This window comes from Kitasatospora sp. NPDC056783, from assembly GCF_042789895.1.
GTDB lineage: Bacteria > Actinomycetota > Actinomycetes > Streptomycetales > Streptomycetaceae > Kitasatospora.
In genome coordinates, this window is record NZ_JBHUAF010000104.1 from 1 (window position 1) to 23,369 (window position 23,369).

The following is a 23,369-nucleotide window of genomic DNA, read 5'->3' on the forward strand; positions in this document are numbered from 1 at the left end:
CTCCAGTCGGGGCAGCCACAGCTCCATGGCCGCGGCGCTGCGGGTGTTGCCCATCGCACGGGCCCGTTCGGGCACCGACGGGTCGGTGAGGGTGCAGATCACCTCGTTGTCGGCGGGCAGCCGCTTGCGGGTGACACCGCTCGCGACCATGTTGACGTCGCAGAGGATCGGCGCCCCGGCGCGCAGCGCGGCGCGCGCGGAGGCGACCACGCCGGGCGAGTACACCAGGTCCTCGACCAGGTCGACCATCCCGCAGGCATGGATCATCCGCACCGCGACCTGGGAGACGTCCGCCGGGAGGGCGGCCAGATCGGCCTCCGCGCGGATGGTGGCAAAGGACTGGCGGTAGATGGACGCGCCGTCCTTCTCGTACTCGATCACTTCGTGGTCCTCCTGGCCTCGGCGACCGCCTCGGCCATCTCCTCGTTCGTCACATCGGCGGCTGCCACGGCGGCGGCCGTCGCACCGACCGCCGCACCGTTCACCGCCACCCGGTAGCCGCGCCCCGTGGCGAGCACGTCCACCCACCGCCCGGCCGGGTGGCCGCAGCGCCGTTCACAGCCCGACCAGTGGACGGGAAGCCCCGAGCCCTCGGCCACGTCGGCACCCGACAGCCGAGCACTCGACAGCCCGACACCCGACAGACCAGCACCCGACGGCGGGGCACCGGCGTCCAGCGCCCGGGCCGCGTCCGCGCGGACGTCGGCCAGCGACTTGGCGCAGCCCGGCAGCCCGGTGCAGGCGGTGGCCCGTTCCCACGGCGAGCCCGGCTCGGTGCGGAACCCGGCCTCGGCGAGTGCGGGCAGCCGCTCGGCCAGCGCGCCGGGCAGCACCACGCCGCGCCAGGGCGTCAGCCGCAGCTCGCCGGCCGAGGCGGCGACCAGCGCCCGCCACTGCCCGGCGTCCGCCCGGCCGAACCGCAGCCCCACCGAGAGCCCGCCGGGCAGCGCGCCGACGGCGGGCGCCGTGCCGGAGACGGCCGGCAGCGGCACCGAGCCGGGCGGCAGCAGGTCGGAGACCTCGCGCGGGTGCCAGGCCTCGCGACCGTTCGCCCGCAGCGCCGCCAGGAAGGAGCGGGCCGCGTCCAGCACGGCCGTGATCTCCCGCCCCGCCGCGACCGGGTGTCCGCGTCCGTCGCGCCCGAGGCGCAGCAGCCGGGTGCCGTCCGGGCCTGCGATCAATGTCACATCGGCGTCGAGCGCGGCGACGTCGCCCCGCCCGTCGTCCAGCGCGAACAGGAACTTGCCGGAGAGCCCGGCCGCCCAGTCGCTCGCGCACAGCCGCGCGTCCAACTCCCGCACCCAGGCCTGCACATCGACGTGACCGGCGGCCCCATCGGCGGCATCCGGCCCGGCGGCATCCAGTCCGGCCGTCGGCGAGGCGACGATGTTGCGGACCCGCTCGTGGGTGTCCGAGGGCAGCAGTCCGACGGCGCGCAGCCGGTCGGCGAGGCCGGACGCGCAGTGCGGGGCCAGGCCGCGCAGCTGGACGTTGCCACGGGAGGTGATCTCCAGTTCGCCGTCGCCGAGGGCCTCGGCCGCCTCGGCCAGCGCGAGCGCCTGGCGGTCCGTCAGGAGCCCGCCGGGCAGACGGATTCGGGCCAGGGCGCCGTCGTCGGCCGCATGCAGACGAAGCGCTCCGGGGCAGGCGTCCGCACGCCCCCGGTCGGGCACCTCCCGGTCGGGTCCTGCGGCGCCCGGCGCGGTGGCGTCGGGTGTCGGTGGCATGGCGGCGAGCATACAGATGATCCGATCGCTTGCCCCCGTTCACCGCGTCACACCCGGTCCCCGCACCCGGCACCCGGGCTCCGCACCGCGCCGCGGGTGCCGGAGGTCCGCAAGCTCGCTCTCCCCCTGGTCAGCCGCAACCCGTACGATGCTGGCGGGCGGTCCCCGCGGACCGCCCGCACGCCAGCGACGGCGCAGGGGAGGAAACCGGTGCGAACCCGGTGCGGTCCCGCCACTGTGACCGCGGTTCACCGGTAGACCGGTCGGCCGCGGGAGCCAGGAACTCCTGCCGTCCTCCACCGGCCCGGGGCGCGGACCCCGAGGAAGGCAGAAATGTCCCAGCGCTGTCGCATGCCCGCGCCCGCGTCCCCGGCCACCGTCACGGCCGCTCCGACCGCCGTCACGGCAGCTCGGGCCACCGTCGCGGCCGTTCGGGCCGCCGTTCCGACCACCTCGGCCGGCGCCCCGACCACCCTGGTCGGCCGCGCGTCAGTCCCGGCCCAGTCCCCGGCCACCCTGGCCATCCACGAGGCCGGGAGGGCCTTCGCATGATCCTGCTGCTGTCGACGTCCGACACCGACCTGCTCAGCGCCCGCGCCTCCGAGGGCCCGGTGCGCTACCGGCTCGGCAACCCCGCCCGACTCGCACCCGAGGACCTGCCCGGTCTGCTGGAGGGCACCGAACTCGTCGTGGTCCGGCTGCTCGGCGGACGCCGCGCCTGGCAGGAGGGCCTGGACGCGCTGCTGGCCGGCCCCCGCCCGGTGGTCGTGCTGACGGGTGAGCAGGCCCCCGACGCCCAGCTGATGGAGCTGTCCACCGTCCCGGCCGGCATCGCCGCCGAGGCCCACGCCTACCTGGCCCACGGCGGCGCGGCCAACCTGGCCGAGCTGGGCTCCTTCCTCTCCGACACCGTGCTGCTGACCGGCCACGGCTTCGCCCCGCCCGCCTCCGCCCCGGCCTGGGGCCCGCTGGAGCGCGAAGCCCGTACGGCCGAGGGCCCGACGGTCGCGGTGCTCTACTACCGCGCCCACCACATGAGCGGCAACACCGCCTTCGTGGAGACCCTCTGCCGGGCGATCGAGGACCAGGGCGCCCGGGCCAGGGCCTACTACTGCGCCTCGCTGCGCGGCGCCGAGCCCGAGCTGCTGGCCGCCCTCGGCGAGGCGGACGCGATCGTCACCACCGTGCTCGCCGCCGGCGGCACCCGTCCGGCCGACGCCCAGGCGGGCGGCGACGAGGAGGCCTGGGACGCGGGCGCGCTGGCCGCGCTCGACCGTCCGATCCTCCAGGCCCTGTGCCTGACCTGGTCGCGCGACCAGTGGGAGGGCAGCGACGACGGCCTGTCCCCGCTGGACACCGCCACCCAGATCGCGGTGCCGGAGTTCGACGGCCGCCTGATCAGCGTCCCGTTCTCCTTCAAGGAACTGGACGAGGACGGCCTCACCGTGTACGCCGCCGACCCGGAACGCGCCGCCCGCGTCGCCGGCACCGCCGTCAAGCACGCCCGGCTGCGGCACGTCCCGGCCGCCGAGCGCCGGCTCGCCCTGGTGCTCTCCGCGTACCCGACCAAGCACGCCCGGGTCGGCAACGCCGTCGGCCTGGACACCCCGGCCAGCGCGGTGCGGCTGCTGGAGCGGCTGCGAGCGGAGGGGATGGACCTCGGGAACGACCTCCCCGCGCTCGACGACGCCGAGGGCGGCCACGAGGGCGACGCCCTGATCCACGCCCTGATCGCGGCCGGCGGCTACGACCAGGACTGGCTCACCGAGGACCAGCTGGCCCGCAACCCGGTGCGCATCCCCGCCGCCGACTACCGCCGCTGGTACGCCACCCTCCCGCAGGGCCTGCGCGAGCGGGTCGAGGAGCACTGGGGCCCGGCGCCCGGCGAGCTGTACGTCGACCGTTCGCAGAACCCGGACGGCGACATCGTGCTGGCCGCGATCCGCTCCGGGAACCTGCTGGTGCTCATCCAGCCGCCGCGCGGCTTCGGCGAGAACCCGGTCGCCATCTACCACGACCCCGACCTGCCGCCGAGCCACCACTACCTGGCCGCCTACCGCTGGATCGAGGCCGCGCAGGAGGACGGCGGTTTCGGCGCCCACGCCGTGATCCACCTCGGCAAGCACGGCAACCTGGAGTGGCTGCCCGGCAAGACCGCGGCGCTGTCCGCCGAGTGCGGCCCGGACGCCGTCCTCGGCGACCTGCCGCTGGTCTACCCCTTCCTGGTCAACGACCCGGGCGAGGGCACCCAGGCCAAGCGCCGCGCCCACGCCACCCTCGTCGACCACCTCGTGCCGCCGATGGCCCGCGCCGACTCCTACGGCGACATCGCGCGCCTGGAGCAACTGCTGGACGAGCACTCCAACATCGCCGCGATGGACCCGGCCAAGCTGCCCGCGATCCGCGCCCAGATCTGGACGCTGATCCAGGCCGCCAAGCTCGACCACGACCTCGGCCTGGCGGAGCGCCCCGAGGACGACGGCTTCGACGACTTCCTGCTGCACGTCGACGGCTGGCTCTGCGAGGTCAAGGACGCCCAGATCCGCGACGGCCTGCACGTCCTCGGCCAGGCCCCGGCCGGCACCGACCGGGTCAACATCGTGCTCGCCATCCTGCGCGCCCGGCAGATCTGGGGCGGCGTCAGCGCGCTGCCCGGCCTGCGCGAGGCGCTCGGCCTGGACGAGGCGGCGCTCACCCTGGGCGCCACCGACGCGGCCGAGGCCAAGGCCCGCGCCCTGGTCGAGGCGATGGAGGCCGAGGACTGGGCGCCCGAGGCGGTCGGGAAGGTCGCCGCGGGCTTCCCGGAGGCCGTCGGCGAGGTGCTGACCTTCGCCGCCACCCAGGTGGTGCCCCGTCTGGCCGCCACCACCGACGAGCTGGACGCCGTACTGCACGCGCTCCAGGGCGGCTTCGTGCCGGCCGGTCCGTCCGGCTCGCCGCTGCGCGGGCTGGTCAACGTGCTGCCGACCGGCCGCAACTTCTACTCCGTCGACCCGAAGGCCGTCCCCAGCAAGCTCGCCTGGGAGACCGGCCAGGCGCTGGCCACCTCGCTGATCGAGCGTTACCGGGCGGACAACGACGGCGCCTTCCCGCCCTCGGTCGGGCTCTCGCTCTGGGGCACCAGCGCGATGCGCACCGCCGGCGACGACATCGCCGAGGCCTTCGCCCTGCTGGGCGTGCGCCCGGTCTGGGACGACGCCTCGCGCCGGGTCACCGGCCTGGAGGCGATCCCGCTCGACGAGCTGGGCCGCCCGCGGATCGACGTCACGCTGCGCATCTCCGGCTTCTTCCGGGACGCCTTCCCGCACGTGGTCGCCCTGCTGGACGACGCGGTGCGCCTGGCCGCCGCGCAGGAGGAGTCCCCCGAATCGAACCACGTGCGCGCCCACGTGCAGGCCGACCTCGCGGTGCACGGCGACGAGCGCAAGGCCACCGTCCGCGTCTTCGGCTCCCGCCCGGGCACGTACGGGGCGGGCCTGCTCCAGCTGATCGACAGCCGGGACTGGCGCACCGACGCCGACCTGGCCGAGGTGTACACGGTCTGGGGCGGCTACGCGTACGGCCGCGGGCTGGACGGGCGCCCGGCCCGCGAGGAGATGGAGACCGCCTACAAGCGGATCACCGTCGCCGCGAAGAACACCGACACCCGCGAGCACGACATCGCCGACTCGGACGACTACTTCCAGTACCACGGCGGCATGGTGGCCACCGTGCGCGCCCTCACCGGCAAGGCTCCGACCGCCTACATCGGCGACTCGACCCGCCCGGAGACGGTCCGCACCCGCACCCTGACCGAGGAGGCCGCCCGGGTCTTCCGCGCCCGGGTGGTCAACCCGCGCTGGATCGAGGCGATGCGCCGCCACGGCTACAAGGGCGCCTTCGAGATGGCCGCGACCGTCGACTACCTGTTCGGCTACGACGCCACCACGGGCGTGGTCGCGGACTGGATGTACGAGAAGCTGACCCAGGAGTACGTCCTCGACCCGGTCAACCGGGAGTTCCTCGCGGGCGCCAACCCGTGGGCGCTGCACGGGATCAGCGAGCGGCTGCTGGAGGCGGCGAGCCGCGGGCTGTGGGAGCGGCCGGACCCGAAGCTGATCGAGCAGTTGCAGGCCGCGTTCCTGGAGACCGAGGGGGACCTGGAGGGCGGCGAGGACTGAGTCCGTACGGGGCAGGCGAGGCGGGGCGGGGGGAGCCGGCGCCGCGTTCGGTCGATCCGGACACTGGTGGCGCACGCCACCGAAGCGGACAATACGGGTCATGTCGCGCCGCCCCGCCCCCGCCAGCCCGGCCCCGAGCACGCCCGCCGTCCGGGAACCGGAGCCGCACGCGCCACCCCGGTACCGCGCGCGGGTTGGGGCGCTGGCGGCCGGGGCTGTGCCGGCGCTCGCCTTCCCCGCGCCCGGGCAGGCCTGGCTGGCGTGGGTCGCGCTCGTCCCCGGGCTGCTGCTGATGCGGCGGGCGCCCTCGGGACGGGAGGCCGCGGTGCGCGGCTGGTGGTTCGGCGCCGGCTTCATCCTGACGGCGATGTCCTGGCTGGTCCCTTCCGTCGGGCCGGGGCTGCCGGTGCTCGCGGTGCTGTTCGGGGCGCTCCAGAGCGCCGTCGGGTACACCGTGCACCGGCTGCTGCACCCCGAACCGACCGTCCGTCGGGCGCTGCTCGCACTGCTGCTCGTGCCGGCGGTCTGGGTGACCACCGAGTTCGCCCGGTCCTGGCCCGCGCTCGGCGGACCGTGGGCGCTGCTCGGCGCCACCCAGTGGCAGCACCCGGCGGTCCTCGGGCTGGCCTCGGCCGGCGGGATCTGGCTGGTCAGCGCGGCGGTGGCGGCGGTGAACACCGGGGTGCTGATCGCGCTGACATCCGCGCGGCGGCGGCCACGGGCCGTCGCGGCCGGGGCGACCGTACTCGTGCTGGCCTCCGGTCCGCTGCTGTTCGCGCTGCGCGCGGCGCCCGCCGGGGACGGGACCGTGACGGTGGCGCTGGTCCAGCCCGGCATCGTGGAGGACCCCCAGGCACGGTTCGAGGCGAGCGCGCGGATCACCACCGGCCTGGCCGGGCGACCGGTGGACCTGGTCGTCTGGGGCGAGAGCAGCACCACCGCCGACCTGGATCGCGACCCGGCGGCGCTGGACGCGCTGCGCCGGCTCGCCGCGACCACCGGCGCCGAACTCGTCGCCGGCGAGGACGCGCGCAAGGCCGACGGGCGGATCTCCAAGGACGCGGTGCTGCTCTCCCCCGCCGGGGTGGTGGACCGCTACCGCAAGATCCGGCTGGTGCCGTTCGGCGAGTACATCCCGCTGCGGCCGGTGCTCGGCTGGATCGCCGGGGTCAGCCGGGCGGCGGGCGAGAACCGGGCTCCCGGCACGTCCTTCCACGTCCTGCCCGCCACCGACCGGACGGGCTCGCCGCTGCCGGTCGGGGCGCTGATCTGCTTCGAGTCGGCCTTCCCCGACATGGCCCGCACCGCCGCGGCGGACGGTGCCCGGGTGCTGGTCTACCAGTCCTCGACCTCGACCTTCCAGCACACCTGGGCGCCCGAGCAGCACGTCTCGCTGGCGGCGATCCGGGCCGCCGAGACCGGCCGGCCGGCCGTGCAGGCCTCGCTGACCGGGGTGTCGGCGGCCTTCGACGCCGAGGGGCGGGAGCTCGCCCGGCTCGGCACCGGCGCCACGGGCGCGCTGACCGTCCGGCTGCCGCTCACCGCCCCGGGGGCACTGACCTGGTACGACCGGGTCGGCGACGTGGTGCCGCTGGGGGCGCTGGTGGTCAGCGCCGGGGCGGCGGCCGGGGCGGCCGTCGCCGGGTGGCGCCGCTCGCGCGGCGTCCGGGGCGCCGGTCAGCCCTCGGTGCCGGCGGTGTAGACGCCGAACGCCGCCCCCTGGGGGTCGCGCAGCACGGCGATCCGCCGGCCGCCGGGCAGACCGGTGGCGGGCATCAGCACGTCGCCGTCGAGCGCCGTCGCCCGGCTGACGGTGTTGTCGACGTCGGCGACCGCGAAGTAGGGCAGCCAGTGCGGCGGCACCTGGGGCGGGAAGCGGTCGTCCATCGTCAGCATGCCGCCGAAGTCCTGGCCGTCGAGGCCCCACTGGGGGTAGTGCTCGGACGGGGCGACGGACCAGCCGAAGACCGCCGGGTAGAAGGCGAGCGCGCCGTCCGGGTCGCGGGTGAGCAACTCCGCCCAGCCGAGCGAGCCGGGCTCGTTGAACACTCCGGCGCCCTTGAAGGCGCGGCCCTGCCAGAGGATGAACACCGCACCGGACCGGTCGGCGGCCACCGAGAAGCGGCCGAAGTCGGACACGTCGGTGGGGTCCTTGAGGATCCGGCCGCCCGCTTCCTTGATCTTCGTGGCGGTCGTGTCGGCGTCGGCGACCGCGAGGCCGACCGTCCAGGCGATCGGCTGCTGCGGGGCGTAGCGCGGGGTGATGGCGGCGGCCGGGGCGTCCCGGACCAGCATCTGGGTGTAGCCGTCGTCCCCGGGGCGGGCCGTGTCGTCCGCCCGCCAGCCGAACAGTTCGGTGTAGAAGGTCCGGGCGGCGGCCGGGTCGGAGGTCCCCAGCTCGGTCCAGCAGGGGGCGTTGGTGGTCACGGAGGTCTGCTTCATGACGTCTGTCCTCGCAGCTTGCTCGTTGCTCGGGAACTCCCGGGTTTTCGGCGCCTCGGCCCCCGCACACCTCCCGCCCCAGCATGCGGGGCGGGGGCGGCGGGTGGCGGACGGTGTTGAGCCGAACGGGGGCGGGCGAACAAGTGACAGCTGACAGATTTCGAAATCTGTCAGCTGTCACTTGTCATCTGTCACCCGGTGTCCGTCACCCGTCACCGACCGGCCGTCGACCGTCGGCCGTCGCTCCTCAGCCGCGCACGGCCCGGGCCACCGGGATCCACAGCTGCGCCTCGGCGTCAGCGGCGCCCGGGACGAAGCGCGTCGAGAGGATCTCCGGACCCGGCCGGGCCTCGTAGGGGTTGGACGGGAACCACTGACTGGCCACGTCCCCCCACATCTCCTGCAGGGCCTGCGGGAACGGTCCGGTGTTGGTGAACACCGCCCAGGTACCGGCCGGGACCTCGAGCACGTCCAGGTCCGCCGGGACGTCGACGTCCTCGCGTGCCACCACCGCGTGCCAGTAGTCGAGTTCGGACCCCTCCTCGCGGTTCGGCGAGAAGTCGTCGCTCACCGACACGATCCCGTCCGGGTCCTGCCCGGACAGCTCCGCGATCCGCTCGACCGCCTCCTTGCCGAGCCCCTTGATGAACTCGGCGATCCCCGGGTTGATCCCCCGGTAGATCAGGGTGACCCGGGCCTTCCTACCCACGATCCGGAAGGCCGGCCTCTCCACGATCCGGTACTCCATGCTGCTGCTCCCCTCCACGACGAGTCGGAAGGACATCCGGGGCTGCGAGACGAGCACCGCGCCGTCGCGCCGGGCCTCGCCCGGCCCGACCCCGTGCATGGCCCGGAACGCCCGGGCGAACGCCTCGCCCGAGGAGTACCCGTACCGGACCGCGACATCGAGCAACGTCCGCTCGCCGTCCAGGACTTCGGCCCCGGCGACGGTCAGCCGCCGGCGGCGGACGTACTCCGACAACGGCATCCCGGCGAGCATCGAGAACAGCCGCCGGAAGTGGTACTCCGACGTCATCGCGATCCGCGCCAGTTCGGCCACGTCGACCTCGCGGTCCAGGTCGCGTTCGATCCGGTCCATCGCCCGGTTCAGGTGCTCCAGCACGCCGCCCCGCCCTCCTCTGTTGGTCTCCACCGTAGGAAGGGCCCACCCTGCCGCACCCGACAATCGGTGCCCGCTCCGATCGGGTGCCGATCGGCGGGGGCAGGCAGTGGCGGGCGGCGGCAGGCAGTGGCGGGCGGCGAACGGCACCGAGGCCGAACAGAAGTGGGCGAACAGCTGACAGCTGACAGATTTCGAAATCTGTCAGCTGTCGGCTGTCACGTGTTACCCGTCCTCCGCCCCCCGGCCTCAGCCGCGGCTCAGATCAGCCCCTGCGCCAGCATCGCGTCCGCGACCAGCTCGAAGCCGGCGATGTTCGCGCCGACCACGTAGTTGCCCGGCTGACCGTAGCGCTCGGCGGTGGTGTGGCAGGAGTCGTGGATGTGCTTCATGATCCCGGCGAGGCGCTCCTCGGTGTACTCGAAGCTCCAGGAGTCGCGCGAGGCGTTCTGCTGCATCTCCAGCGCACTGGTCGCGACACCGCCCGCGTTCGCCGCCTTGCCCGGGCCGAAGGCCACTCCGGCCTCTTGGAGCACCCGCACCGCGTCGGGCGTGGTGGGCATGTTGGCGCCCTCGGCGACGGCCAGCACCCCGTTGCGCACCAAGGCGAGCGCGTCGGCCTCGGTGAGCTCGTTCTGGGTGGCGCAGGGCAGCGCGACGTCACACGGCACGCTCCACACACCCGGGCCCTCGACGAACCGGACATGGCTGCCGCGCAGCTGGGCGTACTCGGAGATCCGGCCGCGCCGCACCTCCTTGACCTCCTTGAGCAGGTCGAGGTCGATGCCCTTCTCGTCCACCACGTAGCCGGAGGAGTCAGAGGCCGTCAGCACCGTCGCACCGAGCTGCTGCGCCTTCTCGATCGCGTAGACCGCGACGTTGCCGGAACCGGAGACGACCACCCGGCGCCCGTCCAAGCTCTCGCCGCGGCTGCGCAGCATCTCGCCGGTGAACATGACGCAGCCGTAGCCGGTGGCCTCGGTGCGGACCTGTGCGCCGCCCCAGCCGAGGCCCTTGCCGGTGAGCACGCCGCTCTCGTACCGGTTGGTGATCCGCTTGTACTGGCCGAACAGGTAGCCGATCTCCCGGCCGCCGACGCCGATGTCCCCGGCCGGAACGTCCGTGTACTCGCCGAGGTGGCGGTACAGCTCGGTCATGAAGGACTGGCAGAACCGCATGATCTCGGCGTTCGAGCGACCCTTGGGGTCGAAGTCGGAGCCGCCCTTGCCGCCACCGATGGGCAGACCGGTGAGGGCGTTCTTGAAGATCTGCTCGAACCCGAGGAACTTGACGATCCCGAGGTTCACCGAGGGGTGGAAGCGCAGTCCGCCCTTGTACGGGCCGAGGGCGCTGCTGAACTCCACCCGGAAGCCGCGGTTGACGTGGATGTCCCCGGAGTCGTCCGTCCACGGCACCCGGAACATGAGCTGCCGCTCGGGCTCGCAGATCCGCTCGATGATCCGGGCGTCGAGGAGTTCCGGGCGGTGGGCGAGCACCGGGGCCAGGGTCTCCAGGACCTCGTGGACGGCTTGGTGGAACTCGTCCTCGCCCTGGTTGCGGCGGACGACGTCCGCGTAGAGCGCCGATATCGCGCGCTGCTCGGCTTCGAAGGTGGCGGGGGAGGAACCGGGGATGGCGGGGGTCGTCGGCATCTGGTCAGGACCCTTCCGTGGTTGTCGGTTGGTTGCGCAGAGTTCCCGTGAACCGGGGGGACGCGTCCAAGGGAACGGTGGAAGTCTCGCAGTGTCCACACCGCGAGTTCCTTCGCATCCACATGCTGGAAACCCCGGCGGGACATCTGGGGCTGATGAGGTGTTGTACGCCTACCTGGTCGAATCCGGCGGGAACGCCCACCGGGCCCTCTCCGGCCGCCCGCGCACCGTCCGCAGCCCCGCGTACGCCGCCAGTGGCAGGGCCGGCAGCAGGGCGGCCCAGAAGGCGCCCTGCCCCCACAGCCCCGCGGCGGCCCCGAACGCTCCCTCGAACACCGGGATCCGCAGTGCCTCCACCGGTTCCAGCGGCTCGGGCGCCGAGGAACAGCGCGGCCGGGACCCAGACCGCGAACAGGCCCCGGGCCGTGGCCGGCGTTCCGAGGGTGCTCACCGGCGACACCACGGCCAGCAGCAGGAGGAACCCGGCTGGTAGGCCGCGCCGGTCTGCCCCGTCCCCCAGGAGCCGGGCGTCAGGTGCGTCCCGGTGGCCGCGAGCCGGACCTCGACCGCCGGATCGAACCGGACCGCCGGAGCGGTCAGTTCTCCTCGACCGGGCGCCCCTGCGGCTCCTCCACGATCCGCCGGGCGATCTCGACCGGCCGCACCGGGCGCCCGAAGTGCCAGCCCTGCGCCCAGTCGCAGCCCATGCTCCGCAGCCGCTCGGCGTCCCGGTGGGTCTCCACGCCCTCGGCGGTGACGTTCAGGCCGAGCGCGTGCGCCATCGACACCAGTCCGCTGACGATCCGCCAGCCGGTGGACTCGTCCTTGCCCGGTTCGTGCAGATCGCCGACGAAGGAGCCCGCGATCTTCAGCCCGGAGACCGGCAGGTCGCGCAGGTAGGCGAGGTTGGACCAGCCGGTGCCGAAGTCGTCCACGGCCAGCGACACCCCGAGGTCCACCAGCCCGTGCAGGGTGCGCAGCGCCTCGTCCTCCGGCCCGACCACGGTCGACTCGGTGATCTCCAACTGCAGCCGGGCCGGGTCCAGTCCGGTGCTGTCGAGGATCCGGCCGAGGTCGGTGACCAGCGCGGCGCTGCGGGCCTGCCGGACCGCCAGGTTGACGTTGAGCTGCGGCGCCGCGTCACCGAACTGCTTGATCCAGTCCGCGGCCTGGCCGCAGGCCTGTTCGAGCACCCAGCGGCCGAGCGGCATGATCAGCCCGGTCTCCTCGGCGGTGGTGACGAACTCGTCCGGCCCGAGCACACCGAGCTGCGGGTGGCGCCAGCGCACCAGTGCCTCCACGGCGGCCAGCCGGCCGTCCGCGAGGCGGTAGAGCGGCTGGTAGTCGATGAAGAACTCGCCGCGGTCGAGGGCGGCGGGCATCCGCACCGACACCGCGTAGCGGCTGACCGCGCGGGCGTTCTCCTTGGGGTCGAACAGCGTCCAACGGCCGCGGCCGGCCTCCTTGGCGCGGTAGAGCGTGAGGTCGGCGGCCCGGACGGCGGCGCCGGGGGTGGTGGTGGACACCCGCCGCTCCAGCACGCCGACGCTGGCGCCCACGGCGAGCTTGTGGTCGCCGATCAGCACCGGCCCGGCCAGTGCCTTGAGCACGGTCTTCGCCGCGGCCACCGCCTCCTGCTCACCCCGGCACTTCTCCAGCAGGACGACGAACTCGTCGCCGCCGAGCCTGGCCACCAGGTGGCCGAGCGGGCTGAGGGCGGCCTTCAACCGGGCGGCGACGGCGGACAGCAGCTGGTCGCCCATGTCGTGGCCGAGGCTGTCGTTGACCACCTTGAAGCCGTCGAGGTCGACGTAGCAGAGGCCGAAGCGGGCCCCGGGCTCGGGCTCCTCGAACAGCTTCTCCAGCCGCTCGAAGAAGGCCGCGCGGTTGGGCAGGCCGGTCAGCGGGTCGTGGGTGGCCTGGTGGCGCAGCCGCTCCTGGAGCCGGTAGCGGTCGGTGACGTCCTCCAGCATCGCGACCTGGTACTGCGGGGCGCCGTCCTCGTCGCGGATCAGCGAGACGGTGAGGTGGGTCCAGACCACCTCACCGTCCTGGCGGTAGTACGGCTTGTCGAACTGGAAGTACTCCCGCTTGCCGCCGATCAGCTCCTCGTACGCCTCCCAGACGCCGGGGGTGTCCTCGGGGTGGACGAGGTCGTCGACCCGGCGGCCGACCATGTCCTCCGGCCCCGCTCCGAACAGCTCCTGCACGGCCTTGTTGACGGCCAGGATCTTGCCGTCGGTGTCGCCGATGGCGATGCCGATCGCGGCGCTCTCGAACAGCGCCCGGAACCGGGCCTCGGAGTCGCGCAGGGCCCGCTCGGCCTCCTTGCGGGCCGCGTCGGCGGCGGTGCGGATCGCCTCCTGCTCGCTCAGCGTGCGCTCGCGCAGGGCGGCGGCCCAGCCGGCCGCGAAGGCGCCGGTCAGGGCGGGGCCGCGGTCGTCGTGGGCGGGCTGCGTCTGGAGCAGCTCGACCGCCCGGGCCAGCAGCAACGGGTCGGTGAAGTGCGCGTCGACCAGCTCGGCGCCGACCTGCGCGGCCAGCCCCGGCTCGAACGGTTCGTCCTCCTGGGCGCGGTGCAGCAGTGCCGCGGTGCGCGCGACCAGCCGGCCGAGCAGGCCGGGGTGGACGGCGATGCCGTGGTCGGCGGAGAGCAGTCGGGCCCACTCCTCGTGGAAGCGCTCCGCGTTGCCGCGCACCGGGGTGGTACTCATCTGCTGAACCTGGTTCCTCTGCTGTACCCGCCGGTTTCGGCGGGCGCGACGTCGGGCGCGACGACGGGCGTGGTGACGACCGCCCGGGCCGTGCGGCGGCCGTTGGTCCCGCCGCCACCCGTTCCCGGCGCCACGCTCCCGGCGGCCACCGCGCGGGACGCGCGGCCGTCGGTGCCTCGTTCGTCGCGTCCGCTCAAGCGCGGATCCCCACGCCCGCGACCCCGGCGATCCGTTCGGGGTGCTCCCCGACGGTACCGGGCTGGTCCGGGCGCCACAGCGGCAGGTGGACCACGCCCGGCTCGACCAGCTCGAAGCCGGAGAACATCGCGGTGATCTGCTCGTGGGTGCGCATGGTCAGCGGGGTCGGCGTCCGCTGGTAGAGCTTCTGGTGGTCCTCCGCCTGGTCCGGGCGGCTCTCCAGGGAGGCGTGCGAGAGGACCAGCGCGCTGCCGGGCGGGAGGGCGTCGCGGATCACCCCGATCAGCTTCCACGGGTCCTCGTCGTCGCTGACGAAGTGAGCGACGGCCACCAGCAGCACGGCCACCGGCTCACCGGCCGCCAGCAGTTCGACGACCTCGGGGCGGGCCAGCAGGTCGGCGACGTGGCGCAGGTCGGCCTGGACGACGGCGCTGGCGTCGTCGTCCTCCAGCAGCAGGCGGCTGTGCGCGACGGCGACGGGGTCGCGGTCCACGTAGACGACCTCGGTCTCGGGGCGGATCGCCCGCGCGATCTCGTGCACCGCGCCGAAGGTCGGGATGCCGGAGCCGATGTCCAGGAAGCGGGTGATGCCCTGCTCGGCGAGGAAGGTCACGGCGCGGCGCAGGAAGGCGCGGTTGGAGCGCATGATCTGCGGCAGTTCCGGCCACATGGCGATCGCCTTGCGGGCCATCTCCCGGTCGACCTCGAAGTTGTGCGATCCCCCCAGGTAGTAGTCGTAGACGCGAGCGGCGTTCGGTTTGTCCAGGTCCGTACCCTCCGGTACCCAGTTCGGTCGCCGCATGCCCGTGACTCCTTCACTCCGGTTCTGGGATCGCAGCGCCTGGGGGATGCTGCCATGACTGATGAGACTACAAGCACGGAAGATCCTCCCCCGCACCCCGAACGGCTGCAAGCGGAGTGCCCCCCTCCTCGGGGGCGGGCGTTTCCGGAACGTTCCCTTCCGGTCATGGTCGGCGCCGCGGACCGATTCGGCAAGGGTCCGCCGGCGTTCGCCCCTCGGGCCGACCGGGCCCGACTAGGGTGGGCCCGTGGACCCCAACCACTACCGATTCCGGGGCGTCTGGCGGCTCCCGGCCCCGGCATCCGCCGTGTACGCGGCACTGGAGGACGTGCGGAGCTATCCGCTGTGGTGGCCGGAGATCCGCGAGGTCCGGCCGACCGGCGAGGACTCCGGGGACGTGGTGGTGCGCGCGCTGCTGCCGTACAGCCTGGTGATCGGCCTGGCGACGAGCCGCCGCGACCCGGCCGCCGGGGTGCTCGAAGCGGCCATGCGGGGCGACCTGGCCGGGTGGTCGCGGTTCACCGTGACGCCGGACGGGCCGGGCGGCGCGGGGAGCCGGGTGCTGTTCGAGGAGGACTCGCGGCCCGGCAAGCTCCTGCTGCGCCGGCTCGCGCTGCCGCTGCACCCGCTGTTCCGGGGCAACCACGCGGTGATGATGCGCCGGGGGCGACGGGGGCTCGCCGCACACCTGACGGGGGCGGGCCGGGGTGGCGGCGGACGACGGCGGAGCGGCCCTGAGGGTGACGGGTGGCGGGTGACGGCGAACAGATGACAGAGAACAGCTTTCAGCGAACAGATGACAGATTTCGAAATCTGTCATCTGTTCGCGCCACCCCCGGCCCCGCCCCGGCCCCCCGCTCGGGCTTCGACTTCGACGCCCCCTTCGACCGCGCCGGCACCGGCAGCAGCAAGTGGGCCCGGGCCGGCGCCCCCGGGGTGATCCCGATGGGCCTCGCCGACATGGACCTTCCCGGCCCGCCCGCCGTGGCCGAGGCGCTGGAGCGGCGCGCCCGGCACCGGGCGTACGGGTACACGGTCTGCGACCCGGCCGGGCGGGCCCTGGTGGCCGACTGGTACCGCGCCCGGCACGGCGCCGCGGTGGACCCGGACTGGGTCCTGCTGCTGCCCTGCGGCCCGCGCACCGCGCTGCGCGTCCTGCTGGAGACCGTCCGGCCGCAGGCGCCCGTGCTCCTGCCCACCCCCGAGTGGGGCGGCTTCGCCCAACTCTGCCGCGCGGCCCGCCTCCCCCACCGCGAACTGCCACTGGACCTGGGCCCGGACGGCTGTCGGCTGCCCTCCGGCCCGCTTCCCCACCCCGCCGGCGCCCTGCTGCTGAGCAACCCGCACAACCCCTCCGGCACGGTGTGGCCGGCCGACGCGGTGCGCGGTCTCGCCACGTGGTCGGCGGAGAACGGCACGTTGCTGGTCTCGGACGAGGTGCACGGCGACCTCACCCACCCCGGCCACTCGCACCCCGTCGCCGTCACCACCGCCGACCCGGCGCACCGCCACCTCGTCGTCACCCTCAACTCCGTCGGAAAGACCTTCAACTGCTCCGGCGTTCCCAGCAGTTTCGCGCTCGTCCCGGACCCCGGGCTGCGCGCCCGGTTCTCCGAATCCCTGGCCGGCTACGGCCTCTGGGAGGGCGGCCTGCTGGAACAGACCGTGCAGCAGGCGGCGTTGCGCGAGGGCGGCCCCTGGCTGGACGCCCTGCTCGCCCACCTCGCCGCCGCCCGCACCCGGCTCACCGCCCGGCTGGGGCCCGCCGTCCGCTCCACCCCGCGGGCCTCCTACCTGCTCTGGCTGGACGCCGCCGCACTCGGCCTGCCGCCCGCCGAGGCCCGCCGGGCGCTGCTGGAGCGCTGTGGACTGGAGGCCTCCGACGGAGCCGATTTCGGTCCGGGCGGCCGGGGTTCGCTGCGCCTGAACTACGCCCTGCCGGGGTCGGTGCTGGCGACCGTCCTCGACCGGCTGGAGCGCTTGGAGCATCCAGAGCGTCCGGAGAGCCCGTCGCGCCCGTCGCGCCCGTCGCGCCCGTGACCCGGGCAATTGCCCCGGCCGGACTCCGCCCGCACCCACCGGCGGGCCACCCCGAATATCTCCCCCATTCACCCGATCGCCACACCACTGACCTGGAGAAACGAACGTTCACGCGATTTTTGCGGGGCACCCTCGCATGCTCCGTAGCAGACTGGGCAGGGTAGACCGGGCCGCAATCGTGATCCCGAGGACGGTGAGTCCGGTGATACCGACATCCCGCACCACTCCGCCCGACCGGCAGAGCACGCCACCACCCCCACCGGGGGTGACCCCGTTGACCGAATCGGGGGCGCGCAGCCATGTGTCGGGCGTCTGCTTCAAGATCGGACCACCCCGACTGGTCGGGGTGGAAGTCGAATGGTTCGTCCACGACAACCGATGTCCCACCCGGCCCGTGGAGCCTGAACTGCTCCACGCCGCACTGGAGTCGCTGCCACTCGGCGGCCCGGACGGCACCTCGCTCCCCTCCGGTTCGCGCCTCACGCTCGAACCCGGCGGACAGGTCGAGCTCAGCTCCCCGCCCGCCACCGGCCTCCTGGCCTGCGTCGAGGAAACCCGACGCGATCTGACCGCCCTGCGGAACGCCTTCGCGGCGCAGGGCCTGCGACTCACCGGCACCGGGACGGACCCGCTGGCCCGCCCCCGACGGATGGTCCTGGACCACCCCCGCTACGTGGCGATGGAGCGGTTCTTCGACTCCGCCGGGCCCTGGGGCCGGATCATGATGACCGGGACCGCTTCCGTGCAGGTCTGCCTGGACGCCGGCGAGGCGGACGGCCCGCACGCGGTCGGGCACCGCTGGCGACTGGCCCACCTGCTCGGCCCGGTCCTGGTCGCCGCATTCGCCAACTCCCCCATCCTGGACGGAAGTCCGACCGGCCACCGGTCCACCCGCCAGGTGGTCTGGTCGCGGATGGACCCGACCCGCACCCTCGCCCCGGAGCCCGACCACGGCGACCCGCGCGAGGCCTGGGCGCGGTACGTGCTGGACGCCGAAGTGCTGTGCGTCCGAAGGCCCGAGGGCCTGCCCTGGACGGCGCCGGCCGGACTGACCTTCCGTGACTGGATCCGCGGCGGGGGCGAACGCCCGCCCACCCTCGACGACTTGGAGTACCACCGCACCACCCTCTTCCCGCCGGTGCGCCCACGCGGCCACCTGGAGCTGCGGATGATCGACGCCCAGCCCGGGGACGGCTGGGTGGTGCCGACCGCGCTGGTCACCACACTGCTGGACGACCCGGTGGCCGCCGACGCCGCGCTGTCCGCCCTGGAGCCGCTGGAGTCCTCCGACCGGCCGGGGACGGACGGCCCGCGCGCGCCGCGCAGCGACGTCTGGCGCCGCGCCGCCACCCTGGCCATGGCCGATCCCGAGCTGCGCCGGGCCGCCCTCGCCTGCTTCGCCGCCGCCGACGCCGCCCTGGGACGCCTGCCCGGCGCCGGGCGACTGCGCGCCACCGTCGCCGAGTTCGCCGAGCGCTACCCCGTGCGCGGCCGCTGCCCGGCCGACGACCAGCTGGACGCCCTGCGCTCCGGCACCCTACGCACTCCCCCGGAGGAGGCAGCACCATGACCGACGTCCGACCCCACGGGGATGCCGAGGCGGGCGGCACGGACCCGACCGGCGCCACCGCCGCCGCCCACTCCGCCGGCACCGCCCACCCCGCCGAGGCCCTCGGCACCTCCGGCGGACTCAGCCCCCTCGACGGCCTCGACGGCCTCGGCACCGAGGCGCTGCGCGAGAGCATCGCCACCGAGCTGCTGGCCGCCCGCGCCCGCACCGCCGCGCTGACCGACTGCGTCGAGGACGGCGACCTCACCGCCCAGCACTCCCCGTTGATGTCCCCCCTGGTCTGGGACCTCGCGCACATCGGCAACCAGGAGGAACTCTGGCTGCTGCGCAACGTCGGCGGCCGTGATCCGATGCACCCCGAGATCGACCCGCTGTACGACGCCTTCCAGCACCCCCGCGCCGAGCGCCCCGGCCTGCCGCTGCTGCCGCCCGCCGAGGCCCGCGCCTACGCCCACGAGGTGCGCGGCCGGGTGCTGGACCTGCTGGCCGCCAGCCCGCTGGAGGGCGCGCCGCTGCTGCGGGCCGGGTTCGCGTTCGGCATGATCGCCCAGCACGAGCAGCAGCACGACGAGACGATGCTGATCACCCACCAGCTCCGCAGGGGCGAGCCGGCCCTCACCGCTCCCCCGCCGCCGCCCGCGCCCGCCGACGCGGCCGCGCTGCCCGCCGAAGTCCTCATCCCCGCGGGCCCGTTCACCATGGGAACGGACACCGAGCCCTGGGCGCTGGACAACGAGCGCCCGGCCCACGCCGTCGACCTGCCGGCCTTCCTGCTGGACACCACCCCGGTCACCAACGCCGCGTACGAGCGCTTCATCGAGGACGGCGGCTACGACGACCCGCGCTGGTGGACACCCGAGGGCTGGGCGCACCGGCAGCAGGCCGGCCTGACCGCCCCGCTGTTCTGGCGCCGGCAGGACGGCCAGTGGCTGCGCCGCCGCTTCGGTTCGATCGAACCCGTCGAGCCGACCGAGCCGGTGCTGCATGTCAGTTGGTACGAGGCGGACGCGTACGCCAGGTGGGCGGGCCGGCGGCTGCCGAGCGAGGCGGAGTGGGAGAAGGCGGCCCGGCACGACCCGGCCACCGGACGCTCCCGGCGCTACCCCTGGGGCGACCGGCCCCCCGGCCCCGAGCACGCCAACCTCGGCCAGCGCCACCTGCGCCCGGCCGGGGCCGGAAGCTACCCGAAGGGCCAGTCCCCGTACGGTGTCCGGCAGTTGATCGGCGACGTGTGGGAGTGGACGGCCAGCGACTTCCGCCCCTACCAGGGCTTCCGGGCCTGGCCCTACCAGGAGTACTCGGAGGTGTTCTTCGGCCCCGAGTACAAGGTGCTGCGCGGCGGCTGCTTCGCGGTGGCACCGGTCGCCTGCCGGGGCACCTTCCGCAACTGGGACTACCCGATCCGGCGGCAGATCTTCGCCGGATTCCGCACCGCGCGCAGCCTGGACGGTGCCTGATGTGTCGTCATATCGCTTATCTCGGCGAGCCGGTGGCACCACGAGAGCTTCTGGTGCACCCGCCGCACGGGCTCTACCGGCAGTCCTGGGCGCCCCGCGTCCAACGGTACGGGACGGTCAACGCGGACGGCTTCGGCCTCGGCTGGTACGCGGACGGGGACGAGGTGCCCGCCCGCTACCGCCGGACCGGGCCGATCTGGGCGGACGAGACCTTCGCCGACCTCGCCCGGGTGGTCCGCACCCGGGCGCTGCTCGCCGCCGTCCGCTCCGCCACCGAGGGCTGCGCGGCGGGCGAGGCCGCGGCCGCGCCGTTCGCCGCCGAGCGCTGGCTGTTCAGCCACAACGGCGCGGTGACCGGCTGGCCCGGCAAACTGGGCGCGCCGGCCGCCCTGCTGCCCCCGGCCGAACTGCTGGAACTGGAAGCGCGCACCGACTCGGCCCTGCTCTGGGCGCTCACCCTGCACCGGCTGCGGGCCGGCGCCGGACCGGGCGAGGCGCTGGCGGCCACCGTCGCCGACGTCGCCGCGCACACCACCGGACGGCTCAACCTGCTGCTCACCGACGGCACCGCGATCGCCGCGACCACCTGGGGCGACACCCTGTACCACCGCGTCCTGCCGGGCCTCGGCACGGTGGTGGCCTCCGAGCCGTACGACGACGCGCCGGGCTGGACGCCCGTCCCGGACGGTTCGCTGCTGCTGGCGGACTCGCGCGGCATCACCGTGGACCGGCTTCCCGGCCGCGACTGACGCCCACTCTCCCTTCATCTTCTGAACAGAGGAACCACCCTGTCATGGACACCTTCGACCTCGTCCGGCTGCTGCCCGCCGACCACTTCAGCACCGCGCTGCGCCACGACGTGCAGCACGGACTGACCTCCGCACCCAAGTGGCTCCCGCCGAAGTGGTTCTACGACGCGCGGGGCAGCGAGCTGTTCGAGGAGATCACCCGGCTGCCCGAGTACTACCCGACCCGCGCCGAGCGGGCCATCCTGACCGCGCGGGCCGGCGAGATCGCCGCCGCCACCGGGGCCCGGACCCTGGTCGAGCTGGGCTCCGGCTCCTCCGAGAAGACCCGGCTGCTGCTGGACGCCCTGCGCGCGCTCGGCACCCTGGAGACGTACGTCCCGGTGGACGTCAGCGAGAGCGCGCTGGCCGCGGCCGGCGCCGCGCTCGCCGCCGAGTACCCCGGGCTCGGGGTGCACGGGGTGCTCGCCGACTTCACCGCCCGGCTCGGCCTGCCCCCGGAGGGCGGCCCGCGCCTGGTCGCGTTCCTCGGCGGCACCCTCGGCAACCTGCTGCCCCAGGAGCGCGCGGCCTTCCTGCGCCGCCTGCGCGCCGCCCTCGACCCGGGCGACTTCCTGCTGCTCGGCACCGACCTGGTCAAGGACCCGGCGGTGCTGGTCGCCGCGTACGACGACTCCGCCGGGGTGACCGCCGAGTTCAACCGGAACGTGCTGAACGTGCTCAACCGCGAACTGGGCGCCGACTTCGACCCGGACGCCTTCGAGCACGTCGCGCTCTGGGACCCGGAGCAGGAGTGGATCGAGATGCGGCTGCGTTCGCTGCGCGCGCAGACCGTGAAGATCCCGGCCCTGGACCTGCCGGTGCACTTCGCCCCGGGCGAGGAGTTGCGCACCGAGGTGTCGGCGAAGTTCCGCCGGGAGCGGGTGGCCGAGGAACTGGCGGCGGCCGGGCTGCGGCTGAGCCACTGGTGGACCGACCCCGAGGGCCGGTTCGGGCTGTCGCTCGCCGCGCCGGCCTGAGCGGTGCGCCGCGCACCGCGCGCCGGGCGCGGTGCGCCGGGCACCGGGCAGCTCAATTTGCTTGTTCACCTTACGAATTCTCAGAGCGAAACTTGAGGTTCCCGGTGTACAAGACTTAAACGAATAGGGGTTACGATCTCGGCTACCGAGCTCAGCGTTGAGTACCAGGAGTCAGATCGTGAGCGTCACCCAGAAGCCCTCCGGGGCGGTCGAGGCCCCCGCGCCCGGCCGCCTCGGCTTCGTCGTCTTCATCACCGCGGCAGCGGCCCTCGGCGGCGTCCTGTTCGGCTACGACAGCTCCGTGATCAACGGCGCCGTCTCGGGCATCCAGGAGAAGTTCGGCGTCGGCAGCGGCGTGACCGGCCTGATCGTCTCCTCGGCCCTGCTGGGCTCCGCGGTCGGAGCGGCGCTCGCCGGACGGTTCGCCGACCGGTACGGCCGCATCAAGGTCATGAAGGCGGGCGCGCTGCTGTTCGCGATCAGCGCCGTCGGCTCGATGCTGCCGTTCGCCGCCTGGGACCTCGCGCTGTGGCGCGTCCTCGGCGGCGCGGCCATCGGCATCGCCTCGGTGATCGCCCCGACCTACATCGCCGAGGTCGCGCCGACCAAGTACCGGGGCCGACTGGCCTCCTTCCAGCAGGCCGCGATCGTGCTCGGCATCGCGATATCCCAGCTGGTCAACTGGATGCTGGCACGGGCAGCGGGCGGCGACACCCGCGGCCAGCTGCTCGGCCTGGAGGCCTGGCAGTGGATGCTCGGCATCTGCGTCGTCCCGGCCGCCGTCTACTTCACGCTCGCCTCGGTCATCCCCGAGTCCCCGCGCTACCTGATCCAGGCCGAGCGCATGGACGACGCCCGCAAGGTGCTCGCCGAGGTCGAGGGGGGCGGCGTCGACACGGACGCCCGCATCGCCGAGATCCGGGCACTGATCGCCTCCGACCACCGCCCGCGCTTCCGCGACCTGCTCGGCGGCCGCTTCGGCCTGCTCCCGATCGTCTGGGTCGGCATCGGTCTGTCGGTCTTCCAGCAGCTGGTCGGCATCAACGTGATCTTCTACTACTCGTCGATCCTGTGGCAGTCGGTCGGCATCGACCAGGACAACTCACTGCTGATCAGCTTCGTCGGCTCGGTGATCAACATCCTGGGCACCGTGATCGCGATCGTGCTGGTCGACCGGATCGGCCGCAAGCCGCTCGCCCTGATCGGCTCGGTCGGCATGGCGGTCGCGCTCGGCACGGCCGGCTGGGCCTTCTCCTCGGCCACCGGCAGCGGCGACAACCTGACCCTGCCCGACCTCCAGGGCACCGTGGCACTGGTCGCCGCCAACGCCTTCGTGCTGTTCTTCGCGATGTCCTGGGGCGTGGTCGTCTGGGTGATGCTCGGCGAGATGTTCCCGAACCGGATCCGCGCCGCCGCGCTCTCCGTGGCCGCCTCCGCGCAGTGGATCGCGAACTGGGTGATCACCGTCTCGTTCCCGTCCATGTCGCGCTGGAACCTGTCGGCGACGTACCTGATCTACGCCGCCTTCGCGGCGCTGTCCGTCCTCTTCGTGGCGAAGTTCATGAAGGAGACCAAGGGCGTCCGGCTGGAGGACATGGGCTGATCCGCACGCCGGGCCCTCGGCCCCCGCTTCGACCACGCCGACGACGCGGCCGGGCGGGGGCCGAATCGTTTCCGCGGGACCGGGCTCGGCCCACGGCCGGTCCCGGCCCGGGCGGGGTT

The 23,369-nt window shown here is 74.0% G+C and carries 18 protein-coding genes and 1 riboswitch; of the genes, 10 read left to right on the top strand and 8 right to left on the bottom strand.

Features of this window, described 5'->3' with window-relative positions:
- Positions 1-381: precorrin-8X methylmutase (locus ACFRMQ_RS17360; protein WP_380731318.1), on the bottom strand; the 381-nt coding region annotated here is incomplete at its 3' end.
- Positions 378-1,727, bottom strand: coding sequence for a hypothetical protein (locus tag ACFRMQ_RS17365; RefSeq protein ID WP_380731319.1), 1,350 nt, complete (start codon positions 1,725-1,727; stop codon positions 378-380). The genes ACFRMQ_RS17360 and ACFRMQ_RS17365, both read right to left, overlap by 4 nt.
- Positions 1,728-1,927: 200 nt before the next feature.
- Positions 1,928-2,013, top strand: a riboswitch (cobalamin riboswitch).
- Positions 2,014-2,060: 47 nt separating this feature from the next.
- Here ACFRMQ_RS17365 and ACFRMQ_RS17370 point away from each other — a divergent pair.
- The 3 genes from ACFRMQ_RS17370 to lnt all read left to right on the top strand — a co-directional run bounded on the left by ACFRMQ_RS17370 (position 2,061) and on the right by lnt (position 7,589).
- Positions 2,061-2,279: a hypothetical protein gene (locus tag ACFRMQ_RS17370; protein ID WP_380731320.1), complete on the top strand. Its 219-nt coding sequence runs from the start codon at positions 2,061-2,063 to the stop codon at positions 2,277-2,279.
- Positions 2,276-5,887 carry a cobaltochelatase subunit CobN gene (cobN, locus tag ACFRMQ_RS17375; protein WP_380731321.1) on the top strand — a complete coding sequence of 1,204 codons (3,612 nt, stop codon included), beginning with the start codon at positions 2,276-2,278 and terminating at the stop codon, positions 5,885-5,887. The genes ACFRMQ_RS17370 and cobN overlap by 4 nt, the downstream gene beginning before the upstream one ends.
- A gap of 100 nt (positions 5,888-5,987) precedes the next feature.
- On the top strand, positions 5,988-7,589 hold the full coding sequence (gene lnt / locus ACFRMQ_RS17380) for an apolipoprotein N-acyltransferase (protein ID WP_380731322.1): 1,602 nt from the start codon (positions 5,988-5,990) through the stop codon (positions 7,587-7,589).
- Here the strand turns inward: lnt and ACFRMQ_RS17385 are convergent.
- From ACFRMQ_RS17385 to ACFRMQ_RS17410, 6 genes are all read right to left on the bottom strand, one after another.
- A complete protein-coding gene (locus tag ACFRMQ_RS17385) occupies positions 7,565-8,329 on the bottom strand; it encodes a VOC family protein (RefSeq protein ID WP_380731323.1) in 765 nt (254 codons plus the stop codon). The two genes, lnt and ACFRMQ_RS17385, sit on opposite strands and share 25 nt — an antisense overlap.
- A 247-nt stretch (positions 8,330-8,576) precedes the next feature.
- A complete protein-coding gene (locus ACFRMQ_RS17390; protein WP_380731324.1) occupies positions 8,577-9,452 on the bottom strand; it encodes a GyrI-like domain-containing protein in 876 nt (291 codons plus the stop codon).
- Positions 9,453-9,709: 257 nt separating this feature from the next.
- Entirely contained in the window at positions 9,710-11,101 is a 1,392-nt protein-coding gene (gene gdhA, locus ACFRMQ_RS17395) for an NADP-specific glutamate dehydrogenase (RefSeq protein ID WP_380731325.1), read from the bottom strand.
- Between the two features lie 171 nt (positions 11,102-11,272).
- Positions 11,273-11,458 carry a hypothetical protein gene (locus ACFRMQ_RS17400; protein ID WP_380731326.1) on the bottom strand — a complete coding sequence of 62 codons (186 nt, stop codon included), beginning with the start codon at positions 11,456-11,458 and terminating at the stop codon, positions 11,273-11,275.
- 239 nt (positions 11,459-11,697) lie between these two features.
- Positions 11,698-13,815 (bottom strand): putative bifunctional diguanylate cyclase/phosphodiesterase, encoded by a 2,118-nt coding sequence (locus tag ACFRMQ_RS17405; RefSeq protein WP_380731327.1) that lies wholly within the window; start codon positions 13,813-13,815, stop codon positions 11,698-11,700.
- A 193-nt stretch (positions 13,816-14,008) separates the two neighbouring features.
- Complete coding sequence (locus tag ACFRMQ_RS17410; protein WP_380731328.1) at positions 14,009-14,815, bottom strand: SAM-dependent methyltransferase; 807 nt, start codon at positions 14,813-14,815, stop codon at positions 14,009-14,011.
- A gap of 247 nt (positions 14,816-15,062) precedes the next feature.
- On the opposite strand from ACFRMQ_RS17410, the gene ACFRMQ_RS17415 reads away from it, so the two are divergent.
- The 7 genes from ACFRMQ_RS17415 to ACFRMQ_RS17445 all read left to right on the top strand — a co-directional run bounded on the left by ACFRMQ_RS17415 (position 15,063) and on the right by ACFRMQ_RS17445 (position 23,250).
- Positions 15,063-15,587: an SRPBCC family protein gene (locus ACFRMQ_RS17415; RefSeq protein WP_380731329.1), complete on the top strand. Its 525-nt coding sequence runs from the start codon at positions 15,063-15,065 to the stop codon at positions 15,585-15,587.
- Positions 15,584-16,855, top strand: coding sequence for an aminotransferase class I/II-fold pyridoxal phosphate-dependent enzyme (locus ACFRMQ_RS17420; protein ID WP_380731330.1), 1,272 nt, complete (start codon positions 15,584-15,586; stop codon positions 16,853-16,855). The genes ACFRMQ_RS17415 and ACFRMQ_RS17420 overlap by 4 nt, the downstream gene beginning before the upstream one ends.
- A gap of 136 nt (positions 16,856-16,991) precedes the next feature.
- Complete coding sequence (gene egtA, locus ACFRMQ_RS17425) at positions 16,992-18,425, top strand: ergothioneine biosynthesis glutamate--cysteine ligase EgtA (RefSeq protein WP_380731331.1); 1,434 nt, start codon at positions 16,992-16,994, stop codon at positions 18,423-18,425.
- Positions 18,422-19,882 (top strand): ergothioneine biosynthesis protein EgtB, encoded by a 1,461-nt coding sequence (gene egtB / locus ACFRMQ_RS17430; protein ID WP_380731332.1) that lies wholly within the window; start codon positions 18,422-18,424, stop codon positions 19,880-19,882. Before egtA ends, egtB begins: the two co-directional genes overlap by 4 nt.
- Entirely contained in the window at positions 19,882-20,631 is a 750-nt protein-coding gene (egtC, locus tag ACFRMQ_RS17435) for an ergothioneine biosynthesis protein EgtC (RefSeq protein WP_380731333.1), read from the top strand. Before egtB ends, egtC begins: the two co-directional genes overlap by 1 nt.
- 44 nt (positions 20,632-20,675) lie before the next feature.
- Positions 20,676-21,647 carry an L-histidine N(alpha)-methyltransferase gene (egtD, locus tag ACFRMQ_RS17440; protein ID WP_380731334.1) on the top strand — a complete coding sequence of 324 codons (972 nt, stop codon included), beginning with the start codon at positions 20,676-20,678 and terminating at the stop codon, positions 21,645-21,647.
- A 175-nt stretch (positions 21,648-21,822) separates the two neighbouring features.
- Positions 21,823-23,250, top strand: coding sequence for a sugar porter family MFS transporter (locus tag ACFRMQ_RS17445; protein ID WP_380731335.1), 1,428 nt, complete (start codon positions 21,823-21,825; stop codon positions 23,248-23,250).
- Positions 23,251-23,369: the final 119 nt, after the last annotated feature.

Excerpts from the sequence above, each read along its gene's own strand:
- ACFRMQ_RS17365 (WP_380731319.1), bottom strand. The coding sequence starts at position 1,727 with ATGCCACCGACACCCGACGCCACCGCGCCGGGCGCCGCAGGACCCGAC.
- ACFRMQ_RS17370 (WP_380731320.1), top strand. The coding sequence starts at position 2,061 with ATGTCCCAGCGCTGTCGCATGCCCGCGCCCGCGTCCCCGGCCACCGTC.
- cobN (WP_380731321.1), top strand. The coding sequence starts at position 2,276 with ATGATCCTGCTGCTGTCGACGTCCGACACCGACCTGCTCAGCGCCCGC.
- lnt (WP_380731322.1), top strand. The coding sequence starts at position 5,988 with ATGTCGCGCCGCCCCGCCCCCGCCAGCCCGGCCCCGAGCACGCCCGCC.
- ACFRMQ_RS17385 (WP_380731323.1), bottom strand. The coding sequence starts at position 8,329 with ATGAAGCAGACCTCCGTGACCACCAACGCCCCCTGCTGGACCGAGCTG.
- gdhA (WP_380731325.1), bottom strand. The coding sequence starts at position 11,101 with ATGCCGACGACCCCCGCCATCCCCGGTTCCTCCCCCGCCACCTTCGAA.
- ACFRMQ_RS17405 (WP_380731327.1), bottom strand. The coding sequence starts at position 13,815 with ATGAGTACCACCCCGGTGCGCGGCAACGCGGAGCGCTTCCACGAGGAG.
- ACFRMQ_RS17410 (WP_380731328.1), bottom strand. The coding sequence starts at position 14,815 with ATGCGGCGACCGAACTGGGTACCGGAGGGTACGGACCTGGACAAACCG.
- ACFRMQ_RS17420 (WP_380731330.1), top strand. The coding sequence starts at position 15,584 with ATGACAGAGAACAGCTTTCAGCGAACAGATGACAGATTTCGAAATCTG.
- egtA (WP_380731331.1), top strand. The coding sequence starts at position 16,992 with ATGCTCCGTAGCAGACTGGGCAGGGTAGACCGGGCCGCAATCGTGATC.
- egtB (WP_380731332.1), top strand. The coding sequence starts at position 18,422 with ATGACCGACGTCCGACCCCACGGGGATGCCGAGGCGGGCGGCACGGAC.
- egtC (WP_380731333.1), top strand. The coding sequence starts at position 19,882 with ATGTGTCGTCATATCGCTTATCTCGGCGAGCCGGTGGCACCACGAGAG.
- egtD (WP_380731334.1), top strand. The coding sequence starts at position 20,676 with ATGGACACCTTCGACCTCGTCCGGCTGCTGCCCGCCGACCACTTCAGC.